The sequence below is a fragment of the Nocardia coubleae NBRC 108252 genome, assembly GCF_001612805.1.
GTDB classification, from domain to species: domain Bacteria; phylum Actinomycetota; class Actinomycetes; order Mycobacteriales; family Mycobacteriaceae; genus Nocardia; species Nocardia coubleae.
The window spans coordinates 315,540-336,699 of record NZ_BDBD01000011.1 but is presented as its reverse complement, the minus strand read 5'-3'; the positions used below and the strand labels follow the sequence as shown (position 1 = coordinate 336,699).

The window sequence follows — 21,160 nt, the reverse complement described above, 5'->3', positions numbered from 1 at the left end:
TCCTCATTCACCGATGCCGGGGGAGTACCCAGATCCGGGTGCGATTAGACGCGCGTAGTTTCACTCATCCGCGCCGCGCTACCGGACGGCTAACCTTTCGCCATGGTGCCAGAGCTGTACTGGGGGATCCCGACGCACGGGTTCTTCGTCGCGCTCGGCGTCGCTGTCGCGGCCGTGGTTTTCGTCGCCGAATGCCGACGTCGTGACGCGCTGCGCGAGGAGTCGCTGGTTGCGGTGACCGGTGCGCTCGTCGGTGGGGCGATCGGCATGCGGTTGTCGAGCCTGGCCGAAACCCTCGATCCGCTCGAGAGCTGGCTGTTCGGTGCGCGCAGTGTGCTCGGTGGCCTGCTCGGCGCCTATGTGGGTGTGCTCGTCGCCAAACGGATCATCGGCTACCGCGAACGCACCGGAGACCTGTTCGCCCCCGCTGTCGCGCTCGGGATGGCTGTCGGACGCGTGGGCTGCCTGCTCACCGAGGCACCCGGTCGCCCGACCCGATTGCCATGGGGCATCCACGCTCCGGGGACCGTGCCCCAGTGTCCCGGCTGTGCGTCCGGCGTGGCGATGCATCCGAGCTTCGTCTACGAAATCCTGTTCCAGCTCACCGCGTTCGTGACGCTGTGGTGGCTACGTGACCGCATCACCACGCCCGGTGAGCTGTTCACGCTCTATGTCGGCGCGTATGCCGTCTTCCGGTTCCTCGTCGAGTTCACCCGCGCCAACGACACGGTATGGCTGGATCTGACTCGCCCGCAATGGTTTCTGCTCCCCGGTCTCGTCCTGGTCGCGGTGCGTTTGAGCATCGGCTGGCGGCGCGGGTACTACGAGGGCGTTCTCCGACGAAAGGTCGCGGTATGAACTATCCGCCCGCACCACCACCGCCACCGCCCGGGGCGAATCCGCCGGGGCAGGGTGGCCAGGTCGCCGCGATGGCGGTCGCCGGTGCGCTGTCGTTCATCGGTGTCAACGCCATGGCGGGCTTCGTCGTGCTGATGGTGGCCGCCTCGACCGCCGACGCCACCGCCGCACGCGTGCTGTTCGGGCTCGCCGCCCTGGTGAGTGCCGGGGCGGCGTTCGGCGGTGGGTGGGCGCTGATCCGGTTGCGTAAGCCCGTATGGAAGGGCTTCGGGCTCGGCCTGATGATCGGCTGGGCGTTGACGACAGTGTGCACCGCCGGGTTCTGCACCGCGGTCAATCCCTACCTGTACACCGACACGTTCGGAATGGCGCCGTGACCGGGATGCCGTTGCGCGGCGACCGCATCCTGCGCTACGTCACCGCGTTCTGCCCGCACTGCCACGACGACCGTCCGTTGCCGGAGGTCGCACGGTTGTCGGGGTGGTTGGCCGAGCGCGACGGTCAGGTGTGGCTCGAACGCGGCTGCCCGCGTCACGGCATGGTGCGCACCCTCTACGACGAGGATCCCGAGATCCTGGCCTATCTCGAGGAATGGACCGCACCGACCAAGGCCCACCGTCCCGATGTGCCGGGCAATTTCGACCCGGTGCCCGCGGCGTATCTGCGTGGTCTGCCCGAGATGCAGACCCAGCACACCTGCATCCTGCTCGAGGACATCATCGACAGCTGCAACCTGCGCTGCCCGACCTGTTTCGCTGATTCGTCGCCGGAACTGCGCGGAGTCGTCGCGGTGGAGGACGTGCTCGCCAATGTCGATCAGCGGTTGGCCAGGGAAGACGGGCGCCTGGACGTCCTGATGCTCAGCGGCGGCGAACCCACCCTGCATCCCGAGCTGCCCCGGTTGTTCGCCGAACTGACCGCCCGGCCGATCACCAGGATCCTGCTCAACACCAACGGCGTTCGCTTGGCCGTGGACGACGAGCTGCTCGCCTTGGTCGGTGCGCATCGCGACCGGGTCGAGGTGTACCTGCAGTACGACGGCGAATCGGCTCAGGCCTCACGCCATCATCGCGGTGGTGATCTGCGGATGCGTAAACAGCAAGCACTGCAACGCCTTTCGCAAGCGGGTGTGTTCACCACCCTGGTCATGACCGTGGCGCTCGACGTGAACGACGACGAGATCGGGGCGGTGCTGCGCACGGCGATGGACACCCCGTTCGTCGGTGGCGTGTCGATCCAGCCCCAATTCGGTTCCGGTCGTTCCGGGGCCATCGATCCGATGCGCCGCCTCACCCATACCGGTGTGCTGCGCAGGCTCGGTCCGCAAACCGGTGGTCAGGTCACCTGGCGCGACCTCACCGCCCTGCCGTGCTCGCACCCGCACTGCTGCTCGGTCGGTTACCTGCTGCGCGACGACGCCGGGCAGTGGCGCTCACTGGTGTCGCTGATCGGCCACGACCGGTTGAAGTCGCAGCTGGGACTAGTGTCGAACCGCATCGCCGATACGGATCTGCCCGCCGAGCTGCGGGTAGCGGTGCGTGAATCGCTGCTCGGGCTCTTGTCGGAGCAGTCCTCGCTGTCGCATCCGGAGATCGGGAAGGTGTGGGAGAACATCTGCCAACACTGTGACCTGGGGATGTCGACGTTGCTGACGCTGGCGTCCTCGGCGCTGCCGGGCAGGCGCGCACGGCTGCGGAAGCTGTTGGGGGAGCGGGTCGTGCGGGTGACGGTGAAACCGTTCATGGACATCTCGACGATGATCGAGGAACGGCTCACCCAGTGCTGTGTGCACGTCGGCACCCGTTCCGACGCCGATCAATGTGCCCCGTTCTGCGCGGTGCAGGCCTGGCCGGCACTGTCCCGGCAGCGGTTGCCGGTGGCAGCCCCGGCCGGGCGGAACCTGCTGCCCATGGAGGTGCGGTGAGCTCGGAGCGTGGCGTCTACTACGAGGAAGCGGTGCGCGCGCGTCCACCGCACGACCCGCTGACCCTGTGTGTGGTGGCGACCGCCGCACTGCTCACCTGGATGTTCGGTCCCTGGGCGGTCGCCGCGTTCGGTGCGTTGGCGTTCGCCGGTTACTGGCGGGCGTGGCGGGCCGGACTGCGGCGCAGCCGGTGCTGGTTGCGCGATACCCGCCTGGTGCTGCTGTATGTGGGTGCGATCGCGGTGGCCGGAGCGGTGGCCGTGGTCATGTGATCGGCGTGTCGCGAAAACTGATGCGGCACAACGGTGGCGGTGTGCGCGCACGCCCTGTTCACTGGTAGCCATGGCCTCCACCCGATCCAGCAGGCAGCGGAACTCAGGGACGCCCGCGCCCGCCGTGTCGCCTGCGGAACTGATCGTCGTCACCGCCCCGACCGGGCCCGATCTGACACCGGCCGCCCTGCGTGAGACCAGTGCGGTGCGCGGTCGGGTAGACGGTCTGCTGCCCGGCGACGCGCACCTGGTGCCGATCTTCGGACCGGGCAACCGGCTCGCGGGCAAACTCGCCGACACACCGCAGGCCGCGCAGGCCGGTTCCTACCTCGGCTATCACCGGGTCGTCGGCGCGGTCGGGGACTTGACCGAGGTGGCCGACCGGTTGCGCGCCGAAGACACCGTCAGCGCGGCGTACGTCAAGCCCGCCGCCGAGCCGCCGCTCGCGCCCGGCACGACCGTCGCCCGTGCCCCCGAGGCACCATCGGTGACCCCGGACTTCCGCAGCAGGCAGGTGTACCTGGATGCGGCGCCGAACGGGATCGACGCGACCTGGGCGCATACCCGCCCCGGTGGTCTCGGCACCGGCGTGCGGGTCATCGACATCGAGGGCGCGTGGCGATTCACCCACGAGGATCTGCGCCACAACCAGGGCGGGATCATCGGCGGAACGGCGTCGACGGACCGGGGTTGGCGCGACCACGGCACGGCGGTGGCAGGGGAGATCAGCGGCGATCTGAATCCGTTCGGCATCACCGGTATCGCACCCGAGGCGCACATCCGGGCGATTTCGATCTTCGGGATCGGTTCGGCGACGGCCATCCGTTCGGCCGCCGACGCACTCGACCCCGGTGATGTGCTGCTCATCGAACTGCACCGGCCCGGGCCCCAATTCGACTACCGGGCGACCCCGGATCAGCGCGGCTACATCGCCGTCGAGTGGTGGCCCGACGATTTCGCGGCCGTTCGCTACGCGGTCGGGCGCGGCGTGATCGTGGTGGAAGCGGCGGGCAACGGTGCGGAGGACCTGGACGCACCGATCTACGACACCCGACCGGCCGACTTTCCCGCCGACTGGCGAAACCCGTTCCGTAACAACGATTCCGGCGCGATCATCGTCGGTGCCGGCGCACCACCGCCCGGACTCCACGGCCGCGACCACGGCCCGGCGCGCTCCCGCCTGGACTTCTCCAACTACGGCGCCCGCCTCGACGTGCAGGGCTGGGGGCGCGAGGTGACCACCACCGGTTACGGGGACCTGCAGGGCGGTGACGACGAAGACCTCTGGTACACCGACGAATTCAGCGGCACCTCCAGCGCGTCACCGATCGTCGTGGGCGCGATCGCCGCCTATCAGGGCATCCGGTCCACTGGTCCCGGCCGCGCCACCCCCGAATCGGTTCGCACTTTGTTGCGCACGACCGGCTCACCCCAGGCCGCGGCCCCCGGCCGCCCGGTCACCCAGCGCATCGGCTCGCTGCCGGACCTGCGCGCGATGACGGCTCGGATGTAGCCTGCGATATGGCGATCGTTCACCAGACCACCCTGACCCCGAGCAAGCTCGAGCTGCTGGAAGCATGGTTGCCGACACGGCGGTGGTATCGCGGCACCACCCCGCGCCTGAGCAAGGCGGGCGGTTTCCGGCTCGACGATCCCGACGGCGTGGTCGGCATCGAATTCCTGCTCCTGATCGACGACTCGGCCACCGGCCCGCAGCTCTACCATGTCCCGCTGACATACCGAGGTGCGCCGCTGCACGGCGCCGACGAAGGCTTGGTCGGCACCATGGAACACGGTGTCCTCGGGCGGCGATGGGCCTACGATGCCACCCGGGATCCGGTCGCGGTGAACGCCGTCGTCGACCTCCTCGCCGGCCGGGCCACCGCCCAGGCCCAGAACTACAGCGACACCGTCGACTCCTCCGTGGAGGTGCGTCGGGTCGACGTACCGGACAACTCGGTGCAGCCGCTCGACACCGACACCCACACGGACCTCCCGGTGTCATCGGAGCTGACGCTACGCATCCACCGCCTCCCCGTGGACCCGCTGCCCGATGCGGTGGGCGCGGTCGCGGCACCGTATGTGCTTGCCGGAGTGCGTCGCTCGGTGGTGGAGATTGTCAGCGTGCGGACGCGCGCAACGGCGCCGGAGGAAAATCAGGTGTGATCGGCGGCCCGGCGTGGGAGGGTGCGGTGCATGACTTCGGTGCAGACGATTCGGGTACGGGAAGCCACTCACGCGGACGCGGAGGCGATCGTGCTGTTGCAGGAGACCGGGTTCGGGATGCGGTACGAGGAGGCCGAGCTCGAGCACAAGCTGCGGATCTTTCCGGTGGAAAGGTCGTTGGTGGCGGTCGACGGAGATCGGGTCGTCGGGCACACGGTCGACATCACCATGAGCGTCACGGTGCCGGGGGAGCGCAGCGTGGTGGCTTGCGGCGTGTCGGGCGTTGCGGTGGCGCCGACGCACCGGCGGCGCGGCATCCTGCGCGCCCTGTATGCGGCGCAACACGAACGCACCGAGGCGGACGGGCTGCCGCTGACGATCTTCACGGCCAGTGAAGGTTCGATCTACGGCCGGTTCGGGTACGAGACGGCGATCTTCGACAACACGGTGGTCGTGGATCGGCGCAAGGCGGAGTTCCGCCCCGGCACACCGGATCCCGGTGGCGTCGTGCTCAGCACCCTCGCCGAGGCCGCCGACCACATCCGTGCCGTCTACGACCGATGGCAAGCCCGCACACCCGGTGCCCAGCGGCGTCCCGACGCGAAATGGGACCTCGTCTTCACCGATCCGCAACGCCATCGCGGGAACGCCACCTCCCTGTTCGTGCTGCTCCACGCCGACGGTTACGCCCTGTATCGCCGCCGCTACGACGACGGCAAATCGACCGCCGTCGTCGCCGAATGGCGCGCCGTCACTACGGAAGCCCACATCGCCCTGCGGCGGGTTCTGCTCGGCATGGATCTCGTCGACACCGTCGAAGCCAACGTCGCTGACGACGATCCGTTGCCCTATCTCCTGACGAACCCGCGCGCCGTCCAGCTGACCAACCGTGGAGATTCCCTGTGGGCCCGCCTCATGGACGTCCCCGCAGCCCTTACCGCCCGCACCTACCGCAACGACCTCGACACCGTCATCGCGGTTCACGACCCCTTCCGCGACGCGGGCGGCACCTTCGCCCTCCAGATCCGCGACGGCCACGCCGAATGCACCCCGACCACCCGCCGCCCCGCCCTGACGTGTGACATCAACGTCCTCGCAGGCCTCTACTTCGGCGCCCACCGAGCCACCGCCTACGCCACCGCCCACCGGCTCCACTCCGAAAGTCCCGCCACCCTCGCCGCTTTCACCGAAGCCTTCACAACATCGCGCGCGCCCGAACTGGGCTGGTTCTTCTGAACCCTTACTCCCCGAATCCACTTCGAGCCGTGCCCGGCTGCTTCCTGGCGGTGAGCAGTACGGCAGCGAGCAGGAGTGCCAGCAGGGTCAGCGACAGGAGTACCTGGGGGTGCAGGCCGAGGGGCGACGGGTTGTCGAACTCAGGGTCCTGGATGGCGGTTCCGGGGAAGAGCAGCGCGCCGAGGAGCGCGAGCCATGGAACGGCGAGGATCGCACAGGCCGAGCCGAGCGTAGGGAACCGGTCACCTCCCCGTCGCACGAGCAGGATCAGGGCGATGACGCCGAGCAGGAGCGACATGACGATGTATTGGGCGTCGTGGAACTTCGCGTGTGGCGGCCAGGCGTCGTTGCGCAGGTGTTGTGCTGCGCCGGCCGGGATCAGGAAGTCGGCGAGTAGCGCCCCGAATACAGTGGCGATGGCGACGATTCCGGCGAGCAGGCGGGAGACGTTTCCGAGGGTGATCATGAGTGTCCTTGCGGGCGTTGGATTTCGGGTCGGTGAGAACTGAGGAATTGGTCGATGACGCGACGGACGTAATCGAGATCGAACGTTCGATGGGCCACGAGCCGACGGAAGAACAACGGGCCGTGCAATTGATCGACCGCGAGATCGATGTCGAGTTCCGCCGGGAGTTCGGCGCGAGCGATGGCATCGGCCAGGATCGCGCGAACCGCTCCTGTTCCGGACCGGTGCAGGCTCACCTTCACCTCCGCGAAACGCGGATCGACTCCTGCTCTTTCGATGATGACGCGCATGGCCTGTTCCATCACCGGTTCGTGGAGCATCGCGTGCGTCGCGGAAAGCTCGGCGAGCAGGTCGGCGCGTAGGTCGCCCGTCGGTTCGGGTCGCACCGCCTCGATATGCCAGGCGACGGCATCGCAGACGAGATCGGCGGGTTCGGGCCAGTGCCGGTACAGCGTGGCGCGGCTGACCCCGCTGCGGGCCGCGACGGCACCGTGAGTGAGCCCTGCCAGGCCCTGTTCGACCAGCAGTTCGCGGGCTGACGCGAGAGCAGAACTACGGGTGCGCTCGGCGCGCGGATCCGGTGGTCTCATGCGACTCCCATTTCCGACACATTCTGTTTCACAACTATGAAACAGAATGTATCAGAGCCTCGTTGGCTCATCGAGATCGGAAATATCGGAGTGAGTGCTCTCCATTCGCCTCGATTCACCCTGCCTGTCGGCACGTATCAGCCTGACTGCCTCACGGATTGTAACAGAGCGAGTGCTCTGTTAATCTCGGTTCATGCCCCGCCCCCGGATACACGATCTCGACCACCTGCTGGACGCCGCCGAAACAATGGCCGTCGGCTCCGGTCCCGCCGCTGTCACCGTGCGGGCGCTGTCGGAGGCGACCGGTGTGTCGAACGGGGCGATCTATCACGCCTTCGGGTCACGCGCCGGGCTGTTGGGGCGCACCTGGCTGCGCGCCGCGCAACGGTTCCTCGAGCTGCAACGTCGAGCTGTCGACCGGGCGCTGGCGACCAGTTCCGCGCCGGAACATGCGATCGAAGCGGTGGTGGCGGCCGCCGATACGCCGGCGGAATTCCTGCTGGAGCACCCGGTATCGGGGCGTTTCCTGTTGACCGTGTCCCGGCAGGAACTGCTCGGATCGAGCGAGATTCCCGGCGACATCGCCGAAGAACTGCAACGGCTCGACGACCTGCTCACCGGACTGCTCGTCGACCTGGCGCGCGGCGTCTACGGGCGGGGCGATCGGGAAGCGGTGACCGTTGTCCGCGATTGCGTGGTCGAACTGCCGACCGCCCTGCTGCTGCGTGGCCGCCGCGACCCCGAAACCGCAGTGCGCCAACGGCTTGCCGCTGCCGTCCGCGCCGTTCTGGCCCTGCCCCTTGACGACTCCACCCCCAAGAAATGAGAGGCAACACCATGACCGCGACAGTGCATTACGAGGACAAGATCGCCGTGCTCACCCTCGGCGACAACGAAAACCGGTTCTCCCCGGACTGGATCGACAGCGTGAACGCCCAGCTCGACACCATCGAACAGGAAGCGCAGGGCCTGATCACCGTCGGCAGCGCCAAGTTCTATTCCAACGGGCTCGACCTGGAATGGCTGATGGCCAACGGCGACCGAGGCGAATGGTACGTCGGCCGGGTTCAGGAACTGTTCGCCCGCATCCTCACCTTCCCGCTGCCGACCCTCGCCGCCGTCAACGGCCACGCCTTCGGTGCGGGCGCCATGCTGGCCATCGCCCACGACTTCCGGATCATGCGTGCGGACCGCGGCTACTACTGCTTCCCCGAAGTCGACATCAACATCCCCTTCACCCCCGGCATGGCCGCCCTCATCCAGGCCAAACTCGGCCCGCAGGCCGCGGTCACCGCCATGACCACCGGCCACCGCTTCGGCGGTCCCGATGCCCTCGCCGCCGGCCTCGTCGACGCCACGGCCACCGAAGCCGAACTCGTCGCCGACGCAGCCACCAAGCTCACCCCGATCCTCGGCAAGAACCCCGCCACCCTCGCCGCCATCAAGAACACCATGTACGCCGCCGTCACCGCGGCCCTGCGTTGAGACGAGACCGGAGGATGCCGACCATGACGACCAAGGCGGCCAGTACCAACCTCGCGCTCTGGAACACGCTGCAACGCCTGAATTGGCCGACGACCCCACCGAACTCATCGCCCCTGTCTACATCCTCGACGGCGAACGCGCGACGACCGGAGGCGGCGCCACGCCACGGTGGTTGAGGCGCACCGGGGCTCATCGGGCATAGGGTGGGCGGCATGTCCTTGACCGACGGGGAGGGGCAGCACAGCGGGGGGACCCGGCAGGCGATGGTGATCGCGGGCGGGGCGTCGTTCGTGCTCGGGGTGGTGACGTTGCTGTGGCCCGGGCGCGACGAATCGACGCTGGCACTGATTTTCGGGATCGCCCTGGTGATCAGCGCGCTCGTGCAGGGGTTCCTGGCGCTGTGGGCGCGGATCGGGTTCCTGCTTCGGGTGCTGGTACTGGTGAGTGCCGCGCTCACGTCCGTGCTGGCCGTGCTGGCGTTCAGTGGTGGGAACATCGAACTGCTCGCGCTGTGGATCGGGCTCGGGTGGACGGTGCGGGGGATCGTGCTCGCACTCGTCGCGGTGTGGGACGACGATCGCGCCGACAGCTGGACCGCTGAGCTCTGCGGGCTCGGCACCCTCGCGATCGGGATCACGATCATCGCCATGACCTTCAAGACTGTCACCGGACTGGCGACGATGACCGGCGGCGGACTGATCGTGATCGGCGTGCTCGACCTGCTCGCCGCCGGTATCGTGCGGGCCACACACACCGCCACCGCGCCCGCCCCGACGGTGAACTCACAGGCCGTCGCCGACCGCTGAGACCCAATCCCACACCCGCAGTGCACTTTTCGCGGCGGTGGACGAACATCGGGACAACATGACGTTGCCGGAAACGGAGCGGGTGCTGAACTCTGCGTGCCGGGCCGTTCACAGCTGGGGTAACTGTGCTGCGCGCCGGTAGCGTGGCCCGCGGCGTGCGCAGGTCGCCGCGCGCCGCGTCCGCAGCCCGAAGTATGACCAGGAGAATTGTGGTGTCGCGCGTAATCCCCGGCGTAGCTGCCGATGCCGTCGAACGTGAGAAGCAGGCCATGCGGCGCATGACCGAAAGCCTGGTCGAAGACCTGTCGGACAATGTTCCCGTCGAGCAGGTGACCTCGGCCGTCGGTGCCGCGCACACCCGCTTCGAGGGCAAGCCCATCCGTGAGTTCGTGCCGATCCTGGTGGAGCGGATCGTGCGCAACGAACTCGCCGATTCCGACCCGACGGTGCGCGTACCCGCGCCGACCGTGCGCACTGCCGCCCCCGAGCAACCGGCCGAACCGGTCGCCACTGAGGAGGAGCCTGCCGCGCCGACGGTGAGCAGGCGGAAGCTCGTTTCGCTGTCGGTCGGTGCGGTCGGGGCGGTGGCGATCGTGGCCGCCGGGATGGCGCTGTGGCCGAGCAGCGCCGAAAGCCCGGCCGCCGCACCGGTCGGCGCGGTCACCGTGGTGCGCGGCGTGGTCGGGTCGGAGAAGATGTCGTTCTTCGCCGACGAGCGCGTCGTCAAGGTGCTCACCGACAACGGGATCCGGGTGGAGGTGCAGCCCGCGGGATCGCGGCAGATCGCCACCGAGGTCAACCTCGACAGCTTCGATTTCGCGTTTCCGTCGAGCAAGCCCGCCGCCGAACGCATTCAGCGGTTGCGCAATGTCACCGCCGGGTACACGCCGTTCTCCTCGCCGATCGCGATCGCCACCTACCGGCCGATCGCCGACCTGCTCACCGCGGCAGGCGTGATCAAGCCCGGCCCGGTCGCGACCTTCGACATGCAGCGCTACCTCGAACTCACCGCCCAGGGCGTGCAGTGGGACGACCTGCCCGGCAACACGACCTACCCGGTGGCCAAGAACATCCTGGTCTCCACCACCGACCCGCGTACCTCGAACTCCGCCGCGATGTACATGGCCATCGCCGGCTATGTGACCAACGATCACACCATCGTGCGCGGCGGCACCGCCGAACAGCACGTACTTCCGACGCTGTCGAAACTGTTCCTCGCCCAGGGCTACACCGACAACAGCAGCGAAGGGCCCTTCACCCAGTACCTGACCAACGGGATGGGCCCGACACCGATGGTGTGCATCTACGAGGCCCAGTTCGTCGAGGCGGCGGGGCAGGGACGCATCACCGATGACATGGTTCTCACCTATCCGACACCCACCGTGCTGTCGAGCCACACGCTGGTCCCGTTCACCGATACCGGCGACCGGATCGGCAAGCTGCTCACCGAGAACCCAGAACTGCGCCGTCTCGCCGCCGAACACGGTTTCCGCACGGGCGACAACGCGCAGTTCACCGCCGTGGCCGCCGAGCGCAAGGTGCCGGTTCCCGCCGACCTGATCGACGTGGTCGACGTGCCCGCGTACGAGACGCTCGAAAACCTACTCGACGGGGTCGCCAAGTCCTTCAACTGAATTCGGTGCGCTGACCTGCGAATATCCCGGTGCGAAAAAACTTTCGCGGGCAGCGATGAGTTCTGGCGGTGGGCACCGTCTTTATGGGTGCTACCTGTAGGCCGAGATCCGGGAGAGGCTCATGACCGCCAGTTCCGCCGTCACCACCGGCACCCTCGTGGTGCCTGATGCCCGTCTGTACTACGAGGTCAGGGGGTCGGGACCGCTGATGGTGCTCGTCGGCGCACCGATGAACGCCGCCGCGTTCGCCCCGCTGGCCGAGCAACTCGCCACCACCAACACGGTCCTCACCACCGACCCGCGCGGTCACAACGCCAGCTCCCTGAACGACCCGGATCAGGACTCCACCGTCGCGGCCCGCGCCGACGACCTGGCCCGGCTCGTCACCCATCTCGGCGCGGGCCCGGCGGTGGTGTTCGGTTCCAGCGGCGGCGCCGTGTCCGCACTGGCCCTGGCCCAGAATCACCCCGACCTGGTCACCACGGTCGTCGCCCACGAACCCCCGCTGCGCGAACTGCTCCCCGACGCCGACGCTCAGCGGGCCCGCACCGACGACATCATCGCCACTTACACCGACGGCGATGTACTCGGGGCGTGGCGGAAGTTCTTCGCCCAAGCCGACATTCCGATTCCCGACCCGGTCCTCGAGCAGATGTTCGGCGCCGATCGCGACCCACGCCAAGTGGCGAGCGAACGCTACTGGCTCACCCACGAACTGCGCCACACCACCGCATGGGTGCCCGATCCGCCCCTGCTCCGCACGATCCCCACCCGCGTCATCGTCGGTATCGGCACCGACTCCAGCGGCCAGCTCTGCGACCGCACCTCCCGCCAACTGGCCTCGGCGCTCGGCGTCGACCCGGTCCTGTTCCCCGGCGACCACACCGGATTCGTCAACGAACCAGCCACTTTCGCCGCCCGCCTGCAACAAGCACTCGACGAGCCGTGAGCCGCCCGCGTCTACCGCTCCAGCGCCGCACGCTGTCTCGGACTCGAGCGATCAGGTCTCGTGGTGAGCGTGCCGAATGAGTCCCGTGGGCTACTCCGGAGCCATGAAGACAGTGTGGGCGGTACGACGGACATCGGGGTCGGGGTGGGCGCGCAATGCTGTCAGCAATCGAGCCCACTCCCGTGACCAGCCGAATTTGCCTGCGCAGCGATCGACGATGGCGAGTGCTGCCAATGCGGTAGAAGGTGCCGGGCTGCGGGCGAGTTCGGTGCTGATCGTGAGAAACGTCGTCGGTGGAGTGGTGTCGAGTTCGGAGTTGAGCCGTTGGCCCAGGTGATGGGCCGGTCGGGTGACCAGGGCTCCGGTGGCATAGCGGGCGACTTCATCGAGCGTCGTGACGACACCGGCGGGGTCGGTCCAGCGAATTGCCACCACGGTCAGCTCGATGGCCTGGTCATGCCAGGTCGGGTCGTCGGCCAATGCGGCGACGACCGGCGCGGAGAAGGCGCGCGGGCTCGTGGGGTGGTTGCGGACAACCGTCATGAACCAGTGCAGCAATTTCGAAAGACGCTGGTGCGCGGGGATATCCCGTTCGACGGCGCTGAAATCGGAGCTGCGTAATCTGCGGACGGCCTCGACCACCGCCGCAGGGTCGCCGTCGGTTCGGACACCCGCCAACAGGGCGCGCATCGCGGCTGCCCAGGTGCCGATCGATTCGAGGTCGGTGAGCCGGTCGACGATCACCTCGCGGGTGCCCGTCGCCCACCAGCGCTGCCACGTAGTCAGTGTGTCGAGAGCGGCGGCGGCCACGCGAGGATCGTCAGCGGCGGCCAGGTCGCGCACCAGCGCCGCGAACCGTTTCCGCTGCGGGACCGGCAGTGATGCGGGTCCGATGTCGAGGATGGCGCCTGCTACCTCGACATCGGCTGCGGCGTCGTCGAGCAACGCCCACGTCTGGTCGTTGTCGAGGAGGAATCGGGTGGCGAACACGGCCGCGCGCCGCACGTCGCGGTGCGCATCGGGACGGGTAGCGAGCCCGGCGATGATCGGCAACGCGTCAGGGGCCCGCAACTCGGCAAGAAGTCGGATCGCTTCCTTGCGCGCGGTGATCTTCGGCGATTCGAGCAGCGGCGCAACGGTTCTCGACAACCGATCCGGCGCTATCCACTTGGCGCAGGTCGCGATACTGCTCACCGCGACGCGGGCACGATCGTCACCCACGTACCGGGCGAGGACGCTGATGGCGGCTGCGGGCTCGTCGCTGGTGCCGAGTGCGGTGAGCGCGGCCTCGACATCGACGAGTTCGCCGTTGTCGACGAACCACGTCACCCGAGCGAGACTGCCGGGCAGACGGCCGAGCTGGCGGATCGCCGAGGCTCGCTCGTACGGGGTGGTCTTGCGGCCGCGTGCATAGTCGTAGAGCAGCCTGGTGTAGCGGTCGATGTGGTGCGGTGACCACCGGTGGAATCCGGTGACGAATATCGGCACGAACACCACCTTCGCCGACAGGAACCGGCCAGGTGTCCTGGTGTTCAGCAGGGCATCGAGCAGATCGGTGCGGCGGTCGCCGATCAGCGACTGGACCAGCGGCAGCGTGATCAGGGAACGATCGCGGGCGAGCAGTTGGTCTAGGTGGGTGTCGCGGGTGGCCGGTGCGGCGAGTGCGAGCCGAACAGCGTGGCGGACGGTCGTGTCCGAGGACGCGAAACAGGCGCGCAGGATCAGCCGTTGGAGTACAGGCAGGTCGAAGGCGCGGTGTGCGAGTCCGTCGGCCAAGCTCAGGCACAGGCCCCAGCGTTCCCGCTCCGCCTCGGATTCGAGCCGGGGGAGCAGCGTCGTGAGAATCCGCTGTTCGGCGCCGCGGGGCAGATTGCGGTGCAATCCGGACAGATTCGGGTCGATCGACAGGTCGGCGAGCCTGCCCATGATGCGGAGTGCGGCCTCGGTGAACGCCGGTTCGGAGGTGATACTGCCGCGCAGCAGCAGTGTGCGCGCGAGCCTGCCGACCGCGTTCGATGTGTTCCACGATCGGTCGCGTGCTTGCAGTGCGTCGGTGGCGAGTTGCTCGAGACCTGGCAGGTGGTCGGTGGTGAACAACGACATCGGGATGTCGGCGACCGCGGTGAGGGCGCTGGTGCGCACCGGATCCTGTTCGTTGCGCAACCGCGCCAGCAGGGACAGCAGTTCGGTGATCACTGATGGATCGCAACTTCCCACCGCTGCCGTGACGAGTTGCGGGTAGGCGGTGGCACGCTCGTCGGCGGTCGGGCGCCGGATGGCTTCGGTCAGCGCCGGTTCGGCTTCGGCCCAGGTGAGTCGCGCGGTGAGCCTGTCGGTGACGTCCGAGATGCCGGTGCTGCCGGGGCGGGACAGGAGCTCGCGGGCGATCTCCGCCCGGGCTGGACCGGGAATCATGTCGAGGAGAGCGAGATCGACCGCGGCGGGCGCCGAGCCCGGCCGCGCGAGGTCGGGGCCGGCGATCGCGGTGCGTCGCGACGGTGGAAGTGCGCGCAGGAATTCGCGCTTCGACCGGGTGCCGAGATAGACCTGTCGCAGGTCGTCGTCGGACAGCGATCGCATTGCCCGCCACAACGCGGGGCCTGCCAGCGCGCGGCCGTTCCCGCTCGGATGCAACATCAGCCTATGAACTGCGCGCGGGTCGTGGCGTGCGAGCTTTCCGATGATCGGATTCAGTGAGGTCACCGGCATGAACTCGATGGCCGCTGCGGCCAGCGCGAGCAATCGGTCGGGTGCGTGATCTGCCGCGGCGACCGGGCTCGCGGTGACCCATGCCCACAGTTCTCGCCACTCGGCGCGGTCTGCTTTCCCTGACCGGGCCTCGACGAAATCGAAGACTACACCAATGTGCTTGCTGGACAAGGTAGTCCGGCTCGCTGCAGCGTACGCGAGCGTCGGCAGCCATTCGGCGACCACAGCCGGCGAACACGAAGGGAGTACCCGCGCCGCCTCCGCGTCCCCGTACAACGTCCGTAGCGCGGGAACCAGCGCATCCGCTATTTCCCGACGGTCACCGCGCACGAGAGCCCGGCGGATGCTCTTGCGGGTTCGTTGTGAGGCGCCCGGCAATCTGTCGACGACCACCGCGGGACCGACCCCGAGGTGGATCAATCCCGTCAGAGCGCGGCACGCGATCTCCTGGTCCGCCGAATCGAGCTGCGCCAGAAGGTAATTCCGTTGCTCTCCGACGACCGCGAGGAAATTCGCCGTTCGCGACCCTGCACGACCTCCCGCCACCATCTCGTCGAGCAGCCTCGTCAATTCGGCGGTCCCGGCCAACCGTCGAGCTTCGACCGCCAATGTCCGCATCCGCTGCGGCACGGACATCCCCGCAACCTCGTCCGACAAGTCCCTCCCCTTACCCTTCATGCCGCCCACCGTATCCGCCCGGAACGACATCGCTGCTCGGCGCCGTAGCCTTGCTCCCATGACGCGCCCCGCACATCTGTGGCTCGCCGTCTGCCTGTCCCGGTCAGCCTCGGGGCCTGCTCGTCGCAGGCGGACGATCTAAGCCATCTGTCCGCGTTTGTCGTCACGACGGCGGCCGGGACGTGCGAAGGGTCTTCCTCTATGCGCCTGCTGACACTTCTCTGGGGAGTACGGCAGTCTGACAGCCGGGTAGTACCGCAGTCCAATGTGCCTGTGCACCAGGGCTTCCTACTGTCTGCTCATGCTGACACGTACGTTGATTATGCCGATCTGCACCATCGCCTTGTTGCTGACGAGCTGTACTACGAGTTCCGCTGAGGCGCCCGCCGTCGCGCCTGCGCGGCTGGATTCGGTGCGGGCCGACCTTGCCGGGTTGGTCGAGTCCGGAGCTGTCGGCGCTGTCGCCACCCTGACCGACAACGGTGCGACGGCGGTGATGAGCGCTGGGGTCGCCGATCTCGTCGAGGGCGCACCGATTCCTGATGATCGACCGCACTACGTGCGGGTCGGCAGCATTACCAAGACGTTCACGGCGGCGGTGGTGTTGCAGTTGGTCGCCGAGGGGCGGGTGGCGCTGGATGCGCCGGTGGAGAAGTATCTGCCGGGTTTGCTTCGGGGTGACGGCGTGGAGGGGCAGGCGATCACGGTTCGTCAGCTCCTCGGTCACCGCAGCGGATTGCCGGTTCCGCGTTCGTTCGAACTGACGGAGCATCAGGCGGCCGTCGTCGGCCGTACCTTCACACCGGAGGAGGAGATGGCGATCATCCTGCAGTCACCCGCCGAGTCGGCTCCCGGCACCCGCTTCCAGTACAACAACACCAACTACCTGGTGGCGGGAATGCTGATCGAGGCTGTCGCCGGGCGCTCGTACGCCACCGAGCTCGTCGACCGCATCATCACCCCGCTCGGCCTGACCCACACCTATCTGCCCGCCACCGGCGAAACCGGTCTGCGCCGACCCCATCTGTCCGGCTACATCACGGTCGACGGAAACGTCACCGACGAAACCCTCATGGAACCGTCTCTGCCTTGGGCCTCGGGCGCCTTGGTCAGTACCGGCGCCGACCTCAATCGCTTCTACCTCGCACTGGTGTCGGGCCAGGTGGTTCCGCCCGTCCAGTTGCGCGACATGCTCGACGGCGTCGACATGGGCGAAGGCAACGGCATGTCCTACGGACTCGGCATCGGCTACACCCAACTCCCTTGCGGCACACGCTTCATCGGCCATAACGGCAACGTCCGCGGCTTCAGCGCCCTCGCGGGCGCCACCACCGCGGGCCGCGCCTTCACCTACTCCTACACCGGCACCCCGACCGCCACGAGCATGGGCGCCTGGATCACCAGCGGGCTCTGCGGCTGATCCGCCACTCGCGGCGCTCGCCGAAGGGTGTATCCGATACCGAGGTACGGGGTTACCGTCGAAGAATGCAGCTTCAATCAGATCAGGGCGATTGGGTGTCTCCGGCGTGCACCCTGCCCACGGCGGAGCAACCGATCCGGGTCGCCGAGTTCGACCAACTTTTCCGCAGCTCTGCACGCACGACCAGGCGTCCCGATCGGACGCGGCTCGAAGTGATCCTCGATCCGGGTGCCGAGGCGGTGGCGCGCGAACTCTCCGAGCGTGAGAGCCGCTGCTGCTCGTTCTTCACCTTCGACTTCGCTGTCGAGGAGGAGGGCTTGATGATGCGAGTCGGTGTTCCGGCGAACCACGTCGATGTACTCGACGCCTTCGCCGCACGCGCCTCGGCCGTGATCGAGGCGGCCGGGTGAGCCCTTCACGGAAAGGCCGGCTCGCATTCACTACAACCTCGCCACCGTCGCGGAACAGAATTCGGGATGTGCGCCCATGACCGTGTTGCGTTCCATCCTGCTGTTCGGCCTGGCCGCCGTTGCCGAGATCGGCGGCGCCTGGCTGGTCTGGCAGGGTGTGCGCGAACACAAGGGCGTGGCGTGGATCGGCGCCGGAGTGATCGCCCTCGGCCTCTACGGTTTCGTCGCCACGCTGCAGCCCGACGCCAATTTCGGGCGGATCCTGGCCGCCTACGGCGGGGTGTTCGTCGCGGGATCCCTGCTGTGGGGCATGGCATTGGACGGCTTCCGCCCCGACCGCTGGGACGTGATCGGGGCGGCCATCTGCCTGCTCGGCGTCGCGATCATCATGTACGCGCCGCGCCCTAGCTGACCACGAAATCTCCCATCATCGCCATGTCCTCGTGCTCGAGGTTGTGGCAGTGCAACATGAACGGCCCCGGATAGTCGGTGAAGCGGACCGCGACTTCCACGGCCTCGGCGGGACGGACGTCGACGGTGTCCTTCCAGCCCGCATCGAAGGGTCCGGGCGGACGGTTGTTGCGGGAGATCACCTGGAACGGGTCGAGGTGGACATGGACGGGATGGTGGACATCGGTGATGAAACGCCAGATCTCCACGGTGCCGAGACGCGGAGCGGCCAGGGCACGGCCGGGTTCGTAAGGCCTGCCGTTGATGGACCAGCCGTTCGGCCCGAGCTGGAACAGGAAGGTGCGTTCGGCGACCGCGGTCGCCGGGTCGAGGCGTTCGACCGGGGCCAGGCGATCCGGGACGGCGGTGTCGTCGTACCGGGTGGGGCCGGTGATGTCGAAGCGGAGGATATCGGCGACCGGGCCGGTGCCGAAAGCGTTGCGGAGACGGACCGACGTGCCGGGCGGGTACGCGGCGAAATCGATGACCACGTCGAAACGTTCGCCGGGGGAGATGTCGATGTGGTTGTGCGGCAGTGGGCGATCCAGAAGGCCGCCGTCGCTGCCGATCTGTACGAAAGGGTCTGCAGCGGAACCGGGCTCGAGTGTCAGCCGATAGCGGCGCGCGTTGGACCCGTTCAGCAGCCGGAACCGGTAGCGCACCGGCGACACCTCGAGCCGTGGCCACGGTGCCCCGTTGACCAGGACCACATCGCCGAGAACACCGTTCATGTAGCGATCGGTCACCCCGGGGGTGTGCAGGTCCGGGTCGATCAGCGGATAGGCGAACGAGCCGTCCTCGGCGAAGGAGCGGTCGCAGATGAACAGCGGAATGTCACGGTTACCGCGGGGTAGCGGCAAAGAATCCTCGATCTCGTCGCCGACGAGATGGAAACCGGCCAGTCCACGCCACACGGCGGGCCCGGTGAAACTGTGCCGGTGATCGTGGTACCACAGCGACGCGGCGCGTTGACGGTTCGGATACAAATAGGTGCGTTCTCCGTATGTGAGGTTGCCGGTGGTCGCGGCGGCGCCGTGTCCGTGGGCATTGTGCTGCGGCGCCGATGTCGCCCCGACCGGCAGGATCACATCCATCGGGTACCCGTCGCTGTCGGCGGGGGTGTGTCCGCCGTGTAGGTGCACCACGGTCGGGTGTGGCAGTTCATTGCGGTGGCGCACCGAGGTCGCCCGACCCGATCGTGCCCGGATCGTCGGTCCGGGGAAACTGCCGTGATAGGTCCACGCCTCGGTACGTAAGTCAGGCAGGATGTCGAGTTGTGCTGTGCGCTGGATGATCTCGTAGTAGTCGGTGGTGGCGTCGGACCGGAACGGTGCCAGTTCCGGGGGAACCGGGAGCTGCGTCTGAAACGGCGCGGGCAATCGGGCGGCGCTCGGCAGCAGCAGCCCCGGTTGACCAGGCCGCACGACCCGTGGCACCCCCGCCCCGACGGCGACGGCAGCGCCGAGCGCGATGCCCGCGCGCAGGAACCCGCGTCTGCTGATCATCATCGCTGCCACCGCCACGCCCAGTTCACCTGCAACGCGGTGCCGATCGACAAGGCGACGGCGAGCGGGATGTGCACGGCGAGTACCCGTTGCTCACCGAGCGGGATCAGCGCCACCGCGATCAGCAACTGGATCACCGCGGTGCGCACCGGCCACGCCGGGCCACTGCCCTTGCGCCACAACAACACCGATGCGACGACCTGCGCCAGGAACACCACCCCGACCAGCCCGCCGTTGCGGCTGTGCATCGCCAAGGCCTCGAAATGCCCGGCCAGAAACCCGCCGGCCAGTGCCGCCTGGGCGAATACCAGCGCGGCGGCGACGGTCACCGTCGCCCGGAACACCGGCAGCGGCCACCGCGGGTGCGCCGCGGTCATCGGCGCACCTGCCGCACACCACGGCGCCACACGTCGGCGATGGCGCCGGTGGCGGTGATGTCGGTGGTCGGGTCGCCCTCGACCAGCAGCAGGTCGGCCCGCGAACCCGGCGCGATCCGACCACGATCGGCCAACCCGAATCGATCCGCCGGTCGGCTGGTCGCCGCCGCCAGCACCTCGAGCGGCGACAAACCGATTTCACTGAGCAACACCAGTTCCCGATGCAAGCTCGCACCATGAGTGGGCGCGAACGGATTGGCGTCGGTACCCGCGAGCAGCGGCGCTCCCGCGCGATACAGCGCCCGAGCCACGCTCAGAGCGTCCTCGAAAGAGCCCGGACGCGCGCAATCCGCCGCGTTCTCGTGCTGATGGCCGAGGGTTTCGAAGTAGACGAGTGTGCTCACCACGAAGACGTTCTCGGTGGCTACCCGTTCGACCAGGTCGGCGGTGTGCGGTGAGATGTCGGTCCAGACGTGCGCCAGCCCGTCGACTCCCGCGTCCAGCGCGATGCGCACCTCACCCTCGGTGATCGCGTGCGCGATGACCCGCAAACCCGCCCGATGTGCTTCCTCGGTCAGGGCGGTCGCGGTCGCGGTCGACAACACCGGAAGCTCGGCCCCGTGCACGGCGCCGTCGTCGACGACGATCTTCAGGTAGTCCGCGCCTTCCGCCAGCCTGGCCCCCACGAAGTCCGCCGCCTCTTCGGGGCCGGAGATGGTGTCGAACGGTGCGAGTCCGAGTTCGGCGACACCGGGCGCTGCGAGCAGTTGACTGGGGTGACCGCCGGGCGCGGTGGCCAGTGTGCCCGCGCTGAGGAAGTCGGCCACATCGTCACGGGTAGCGGCCAGCGCGCGTTGGGCGGGCAGCACCTCGGGCAGACAGAACATGTCGAGTTCGGTGGTCACTCCGAAGGTGAGCGCGCGGGCCAGGTCTCCGTCGAAGATGTGGGTGTGGCAGTCGATCAATCCCGGAAGGACGGTACGACCTGTGCCGTCGACCTCCACCTCGGCCGGGGCGTGGTCGTCGACCACGATGCGGTCGCCCTCGATGAGCACGCTGGTGTTATCGACGCTGCGCTCGCCGTCGAAAACCCGGACATCACTGATTCGAGTACGCATGGAACCTCCTTGGTTGAAACGGATTCGCCCGACAAAGAGGCAGCCGCGCCGCCGAATGTGACGAATACGGCCGGTTCCTATGCGATGGATCACAGATTCGGATGCGG

21 protein-coding genes are annotated in these 21,160 nt (G+C 68.0%); 15 read left to right on the top strand and 6 right to left on the bottom strand.

All coding sequences use genetic code 11. The features are described from left to right. Positions 1 to 102 precede the first annotated feature (102 nt). The 7 genes from NCO8_RS10430 to NCO8_RS10400 all read left to right on the top strand — a co-directional run bounded on the left by NCO8_RS10430 (position 103) and on the right by NCO8_RS10400 (position 6,456). On the top strand, positions 103 to 858 hold the full coding sequence (locus NCO8_RS10430; RefSeq protein ID WP_067638506.1) for a prolipoprotein diacylglyceryl transferase: 756 nt from the start codon (positions 103 to 105) through the stop codon (positions 856 to 858). Continuing rightward, a complete protein-coding gene (locus NCO8_RS10425) occupies positions 855 to 1,235 on the top strand; it encodes a hypothetical protein (protein WP_067638504.1) in 381 nt (126 codons plus the stop codon). Before NCO8_RS10430 ends, NCO8_RS10425 begins: the two co-directional genes overlap by 4 nt. Before the next feature lie 5 nt (positions 1,236 to 1,240). Continuing rightward, positions 1,241 to 2,782 carry a radical SAM protein gene (locus NCO8_RS10420; RefSeq protein ID WP_067639965.1) on the top strand — a complete coding sequence of 514 codons (1,542 nt, stop codon included), beginning with the start codon at positions 1,241 to 1,243 and terminating at the stop codon, positions 2,780 to 2,782. After that, positions 2,779 to 3,054 carry a hypothetical protein gene (locus NCO8_RS10415; protein ID WP_245655305.1) on the top strand — a complete coding sequence of 92 codons (276 nt, stop codon included), beginning with the start codon at positions 2,779 to 2,781 and terminating at the stop codon, positions 3,052 to 3,054. Before NCO8_RS10420 ends, NCO8_RS10415 begins: the two co-directional genes overlap by 4 nt. 70 nt (positions 3,055 to 3,124) lie before the next feature. Then, complete coding sequence (locus NCO8_RS10410) at positions 3,125 to 4,567, top strand: S8 family serine peptidase (RefSeq protein ID WP_084456883.1); 1,443 nt, start codon at positions 3,125 to 3,127, stop codon at positions 4,565 to 4,567. A gap of 8 nt (positions 4,568 to 4,575) precedes the next feature. Further along, the gene (locus tag NCO8_RS10405) at positions 4,576 to 5,220 is read left to right on the top strand and encodes a maltokinase N-terminal cap-like domain-containing protein (protein WP_067638500.1); all 645 of its coding nucleotides are present in this window, start codon (positions 4,576 to 4,578) and stop codon (positions 5,218 to 5,220) included. A gap of 30 nt (positions 5,221 to 5,250) precedes the next feature. Continuing rightward, entirely contained in the window at positions 5,251 to 6,456 is a 1,206-nt protein-coding gene (locus NCO8_RS10400; protein ID WP_067638498.1) for a GNAT family N-acetyltransferase, read from the top strand. Between the two features lie 4 nt (positions 6,457 to 6,460). Here the strand turns inward: NCO8_RS10400 and NCO8_RS10395 are convergent, their stop codons facing one another. Next, positions 6,461 to 6,922: a DUF6640 family protein gene (locus NCO8_RS10395; protein WP_067638496.1), complete on the bottom strand. Its 462-nt coding sequence runs from the start codon at positions 6,920 to 6,922 to the stop codon at positions 6,461 to 6,463. Continuing rightward, complete coding sequence (locus tag NCO8_RS10390; protein ID WP_067638494.1) at positions 6,919 to 7,512, bottom strand: TetR/AcrR family transcriptional regulator; 594 nt, start codon at positions 7,510 to 7,512, stop codon at positions 6,919 to 6,921. Before NCO8_RS10390 ends, NCO8_RS10395 begins: the two co-directional genes overlap by 4 nt. A gap of 193 nt (positions 7,513 to 7,705) precedes the next feature. Between NCO8_RS10390 and NCO8_RS10385 the strand changes: the two genes are divergently transcribed. From NCO8_RS10385 to NCO8_RS10360, 5 genes are all read left to right on the top strand, one after another. Continuing rightward, positions 7,706 to 8,338, top strand: coding sequence for a TetR/AcrR family transcriptional regulator (locus NCO8_RS10385; RefSeq protein ID WP_067638492.1), 633 nt, complete (start codon positions 7,706 to 7,708; stop codon positions 8,336 to 8,338). Positions 8,339 to 8,349: 11 nt separating this feature from the next. After that, complete coding sequence (locus NCO8_RS10380) at positions 8,350 to 8,997, top strand: enoyl-CoA hydratase-related protein (RefSeq protein WP_067638490.1); 648 nt, start codon at positions 8,350 to 8,352, stop codon at positions 8,995 to 8,997. A gap of 212 nt (positions 8,998 to 9,209) precedes the next feature. Beyond that, entirely contained in the window at positions 9,210 to 9,803 is a 594-nt protein-coding gene (locus NCO8_RS10370; protein ID WP_067638486.1) for a DUF308 domain-containing protein, read from the top strand. A gap of 212 nt (positions 9,804 to 10,015) precedes the next feature. Next, a complete protein-coding gene (locus NCO8_RS10365) occupies positions 10,016 to 11,437 on the top strand; it encodes a three-helix bundle dimerization domain-containing protein (protein WP_245655304.1) in 1,422 nt (473 codons plus the stop codon). Positions 11,438 to 11,558: 121 nt separating this feature from the next. After that, complete coding sequence (locus NCO8_RS10360) at positions 11,559 to 12,386, top strand: alpha/beta fold hydrolase (RefSeq protein ID WP_067638484.1); 828 nt, start codon at positions 11,559 to 11,561, stop codon at positions 12,384 to 12,386. Between the two features lie 90 nt (positions 12,387 to 12,476). Here the strand turns inward: NCO8_RS10360 and NCO8_RS10355 are convergent, their stop codons facing one another. After that, positions 12,477 to 15,731 carry a hypothetical protein gene (locus NCO8_RS10355; protein WP_067638482.1) on the bottom strand — a complete coding sequence of 1,085 codons (3,255 nt, stop codon included), beginning with the start codon at positions 15,729 to 15,731 and terminating at the stop codon, positions 12,477 to 12,479. Positions 15,732 to 16,074: 343 nt separating this feature from the next. On the opposite strand from NCO8_RS10355, the gene NCO8_RS10350 reads away from it, so the two are divergent. From NCO8_RS10350 to NCO8_RS10340, 3 genes are all read left to right on the top strand, one after another. After that, positions 16,075 to 17,193 (top strand): serine hydrolase domain-containing protein, encoded by a 1,119-nt coding sequence (locus NCO8_RS10350; RefSeq protein ID WP_157104863.1) that lies wholly within the window; start codon positions 16,075 to 16,077, stop codon positions 17,191 to 17,193. Between the two features lie 65 nt (positions 17,194 to 17,258). Next, positions 17,259 to 17,603, top strand: a complete 345-nt coding sequence (locus NCO8_RS10345; protein WP_067638478.1) for a hypothetical protein — start codon at positions 17,259 to 17,261, stop codon at positions 17,601 to 17,603. Positions 17,604 to 17,679: 76 nt separating this feature from the next. Then, on the top strand, positions 17,680 to 18,015 hold the full coding sequence (locus NCO8_RS10340; protein ID WP_067638476.1) for a YnfA family protein: 336 nt from the start codon (positions 17,680 to 17,682) through the stop codon (positions 18,013 to 18,015). Here the strand turns inward: NCO8_RS10340 and NCO8_RS10335 are convergent. The 3 genes from NCO8_RS10335 to NCO8_RS10325 are packed head-to-tail and all read right to left on the bottom strand — an operon-like array spanning position 18,008 to position 21,053. Next, the gene (locus NCO8_RS10335; RefSeq protein WP_245655303.1) at positions 18,008 to 19,576 is read right to left on the bottom strand and encodes a multicopper oxidase family protein; all 1,569 of its coding nucleotides are present in this window, start codon (positions 19,574 to 19,576) and stop codon (positions 18,008 to 18,010) included. The two genes, NCO8_RS10340 and NCO8_RS10335, sit on opposite strands and share 8 nt — an antisense overlap. Continuing rightward, entirely contained in the window at positions 19,558 to 19,935 is a 378-nt protein-coding gene (locus NCO8_RS10330) for a hypothetical protein (protein ID WP_067638473.1), read from the bottom strand. Before NCO8_RS10330 ends, NCO8_RS10335 begins: the two co-directional genes overlap by 19 nt. Beyond that, a complete protein-coding gene (locus NCO8_RS10325; RefSeq protein WP_067638471.1) occupies positions 19,932 to 21,053 on the bottom strand; it encodes an amidohydrolase family protein in 1,122 nt (373 codons plus the stop codon). Before NCO8_RS10325 ends, NCO8_RS10330 begins: the two co-directional genes overlap by 4 nt. Between the last annotated feature and the right edge of the window lie 107 nt (positions 21,054 to 21,160).

Bases quoted from the DNA above. Each gene is read 5' to 3' on its own strand.
- NCO8_RS10430 (WP_067638506.1), top strand. From the start codon at position 103: ATGGTGCCAGAGCTGTACTGGGGGATCCCGACGCACGGGTTCTTCGTC.
- NCO8_RS10425 (WP_067638504.1), top strand. From the start codon at position 855: ATGAACTATCCGCCCGCACCACCACCGCCACCGCCCGGGGCGAATCCG.
- NCO8_RS10420 (WP_067639965.1), top strand. From the start codon at position 1,241: ATGCCGTTGCGCGGCGACCGCATCCTGCGCTACGTCACCGCGTTCTGC.
- NCO8_RS10410 (WP_084456883.1), top strand. From the start codon at position 3,125: ATGGCCTCCACCCGATCCAGCAGGCAGCGGAACTCAGGGACGCCCGCG.
- NCO8_RS10405 (WP_067638500.1), top strand. From the start codon at position 4,576: ATGGCGATCGTTCACCAGACCACCCTGACCCCGAGCAAGCTCGAGCTG.
- NCO8_RS10400 (WP_067638498.1), top strand. From the start codon at position 5,251: ATGACTTCGGTGCAGACGATTCGGGTACGGGAAGCCACTCACGCGGAC.
- NCO8_RS10395 (WP_067638496.1), bottom strand. From the start codon at position 6,922: ATGATCACCCTCGGAAACGTCTCCCGCCTGCTCGCCGGAATCGTCGCC.
- NCO8_RS10390 (WP_067638494.1), bottom strand. From the start codon at position 7,512: ATGAGACCACCGGATCCGCGCGCCGAGCGCACCCGTAGTTCTGCTCTC.
- NCO8_RS10385 (WP_067638492.1), top strand. From the start codon at position 7,706: ATGCCCCGCCCCCGGATACACGATCTCGACCACCTGCTGGACGCCGCC.
- NCO8_RS10380 (WP_067638490.1), top strand. From the start codon at position 8,350: ATGACCGCGACAGTGCATTACGAGGACAAGATCGCCGTGCTCACCCTC.
- NCO8_RS10370 (WP_067638486.1), top strand. From the start codon at position 9,210: ATGTCCTTGACCGACGGGGAGGGGCAGCACAGCGGGGGGACCCGGCAG.
- NCO8_RS10360 (WP_067638484.1), top strand. From the start codon at position 11,559: ATGACCGCCAGTTCCGCCGTCACCACCGGCACCCTCGTGGTGCCTGAT.
- NCO8_RS10355 (WP_067638482.1), bottom strand. From the start codon at position 15,731: ATGTCCGTGCCGCAGCGGATGCGGACATTGGCGGTCGAAGCTCGACGG.
- NCO8_RS10350 (WP_157104863.1), top strand. From the start codon at position 16,075: ATGCTGACACGTACGTTGATTATGCCGATCTGCACCATCGCCTTGTTG.
- NCO8_RS10345 (WP_067638478.1), top strand. From the start codon at position 17,259: ATGCAGCTTCAATCAGATCAGGGCGATTGGGTGTCTCCGGCGTGCACC.
- NCO8_RS10340 (WP_067638476.1), top strand. From the start codon at position 17,680: ATGACCGTGTTGCGTTCCATCCTGCTGTTCGGCCTGGCCGCCGTTGCC.
- NCO8_RS10330 (WP_067638473.1), bottom strand. From the start codon at position 19,935: ATGACCGCGGCGCACCCGCGGTGGCCGCTGCCGGTGTTCCGGGCGACG.
- NCO8_RS10325 (WP_067638471.1), bottom strand. From the start codon at position 21,053: ATGCGTACTCGAATCAGTGATGTCCGGGTTTTCGACGGCGAGCGCAGC.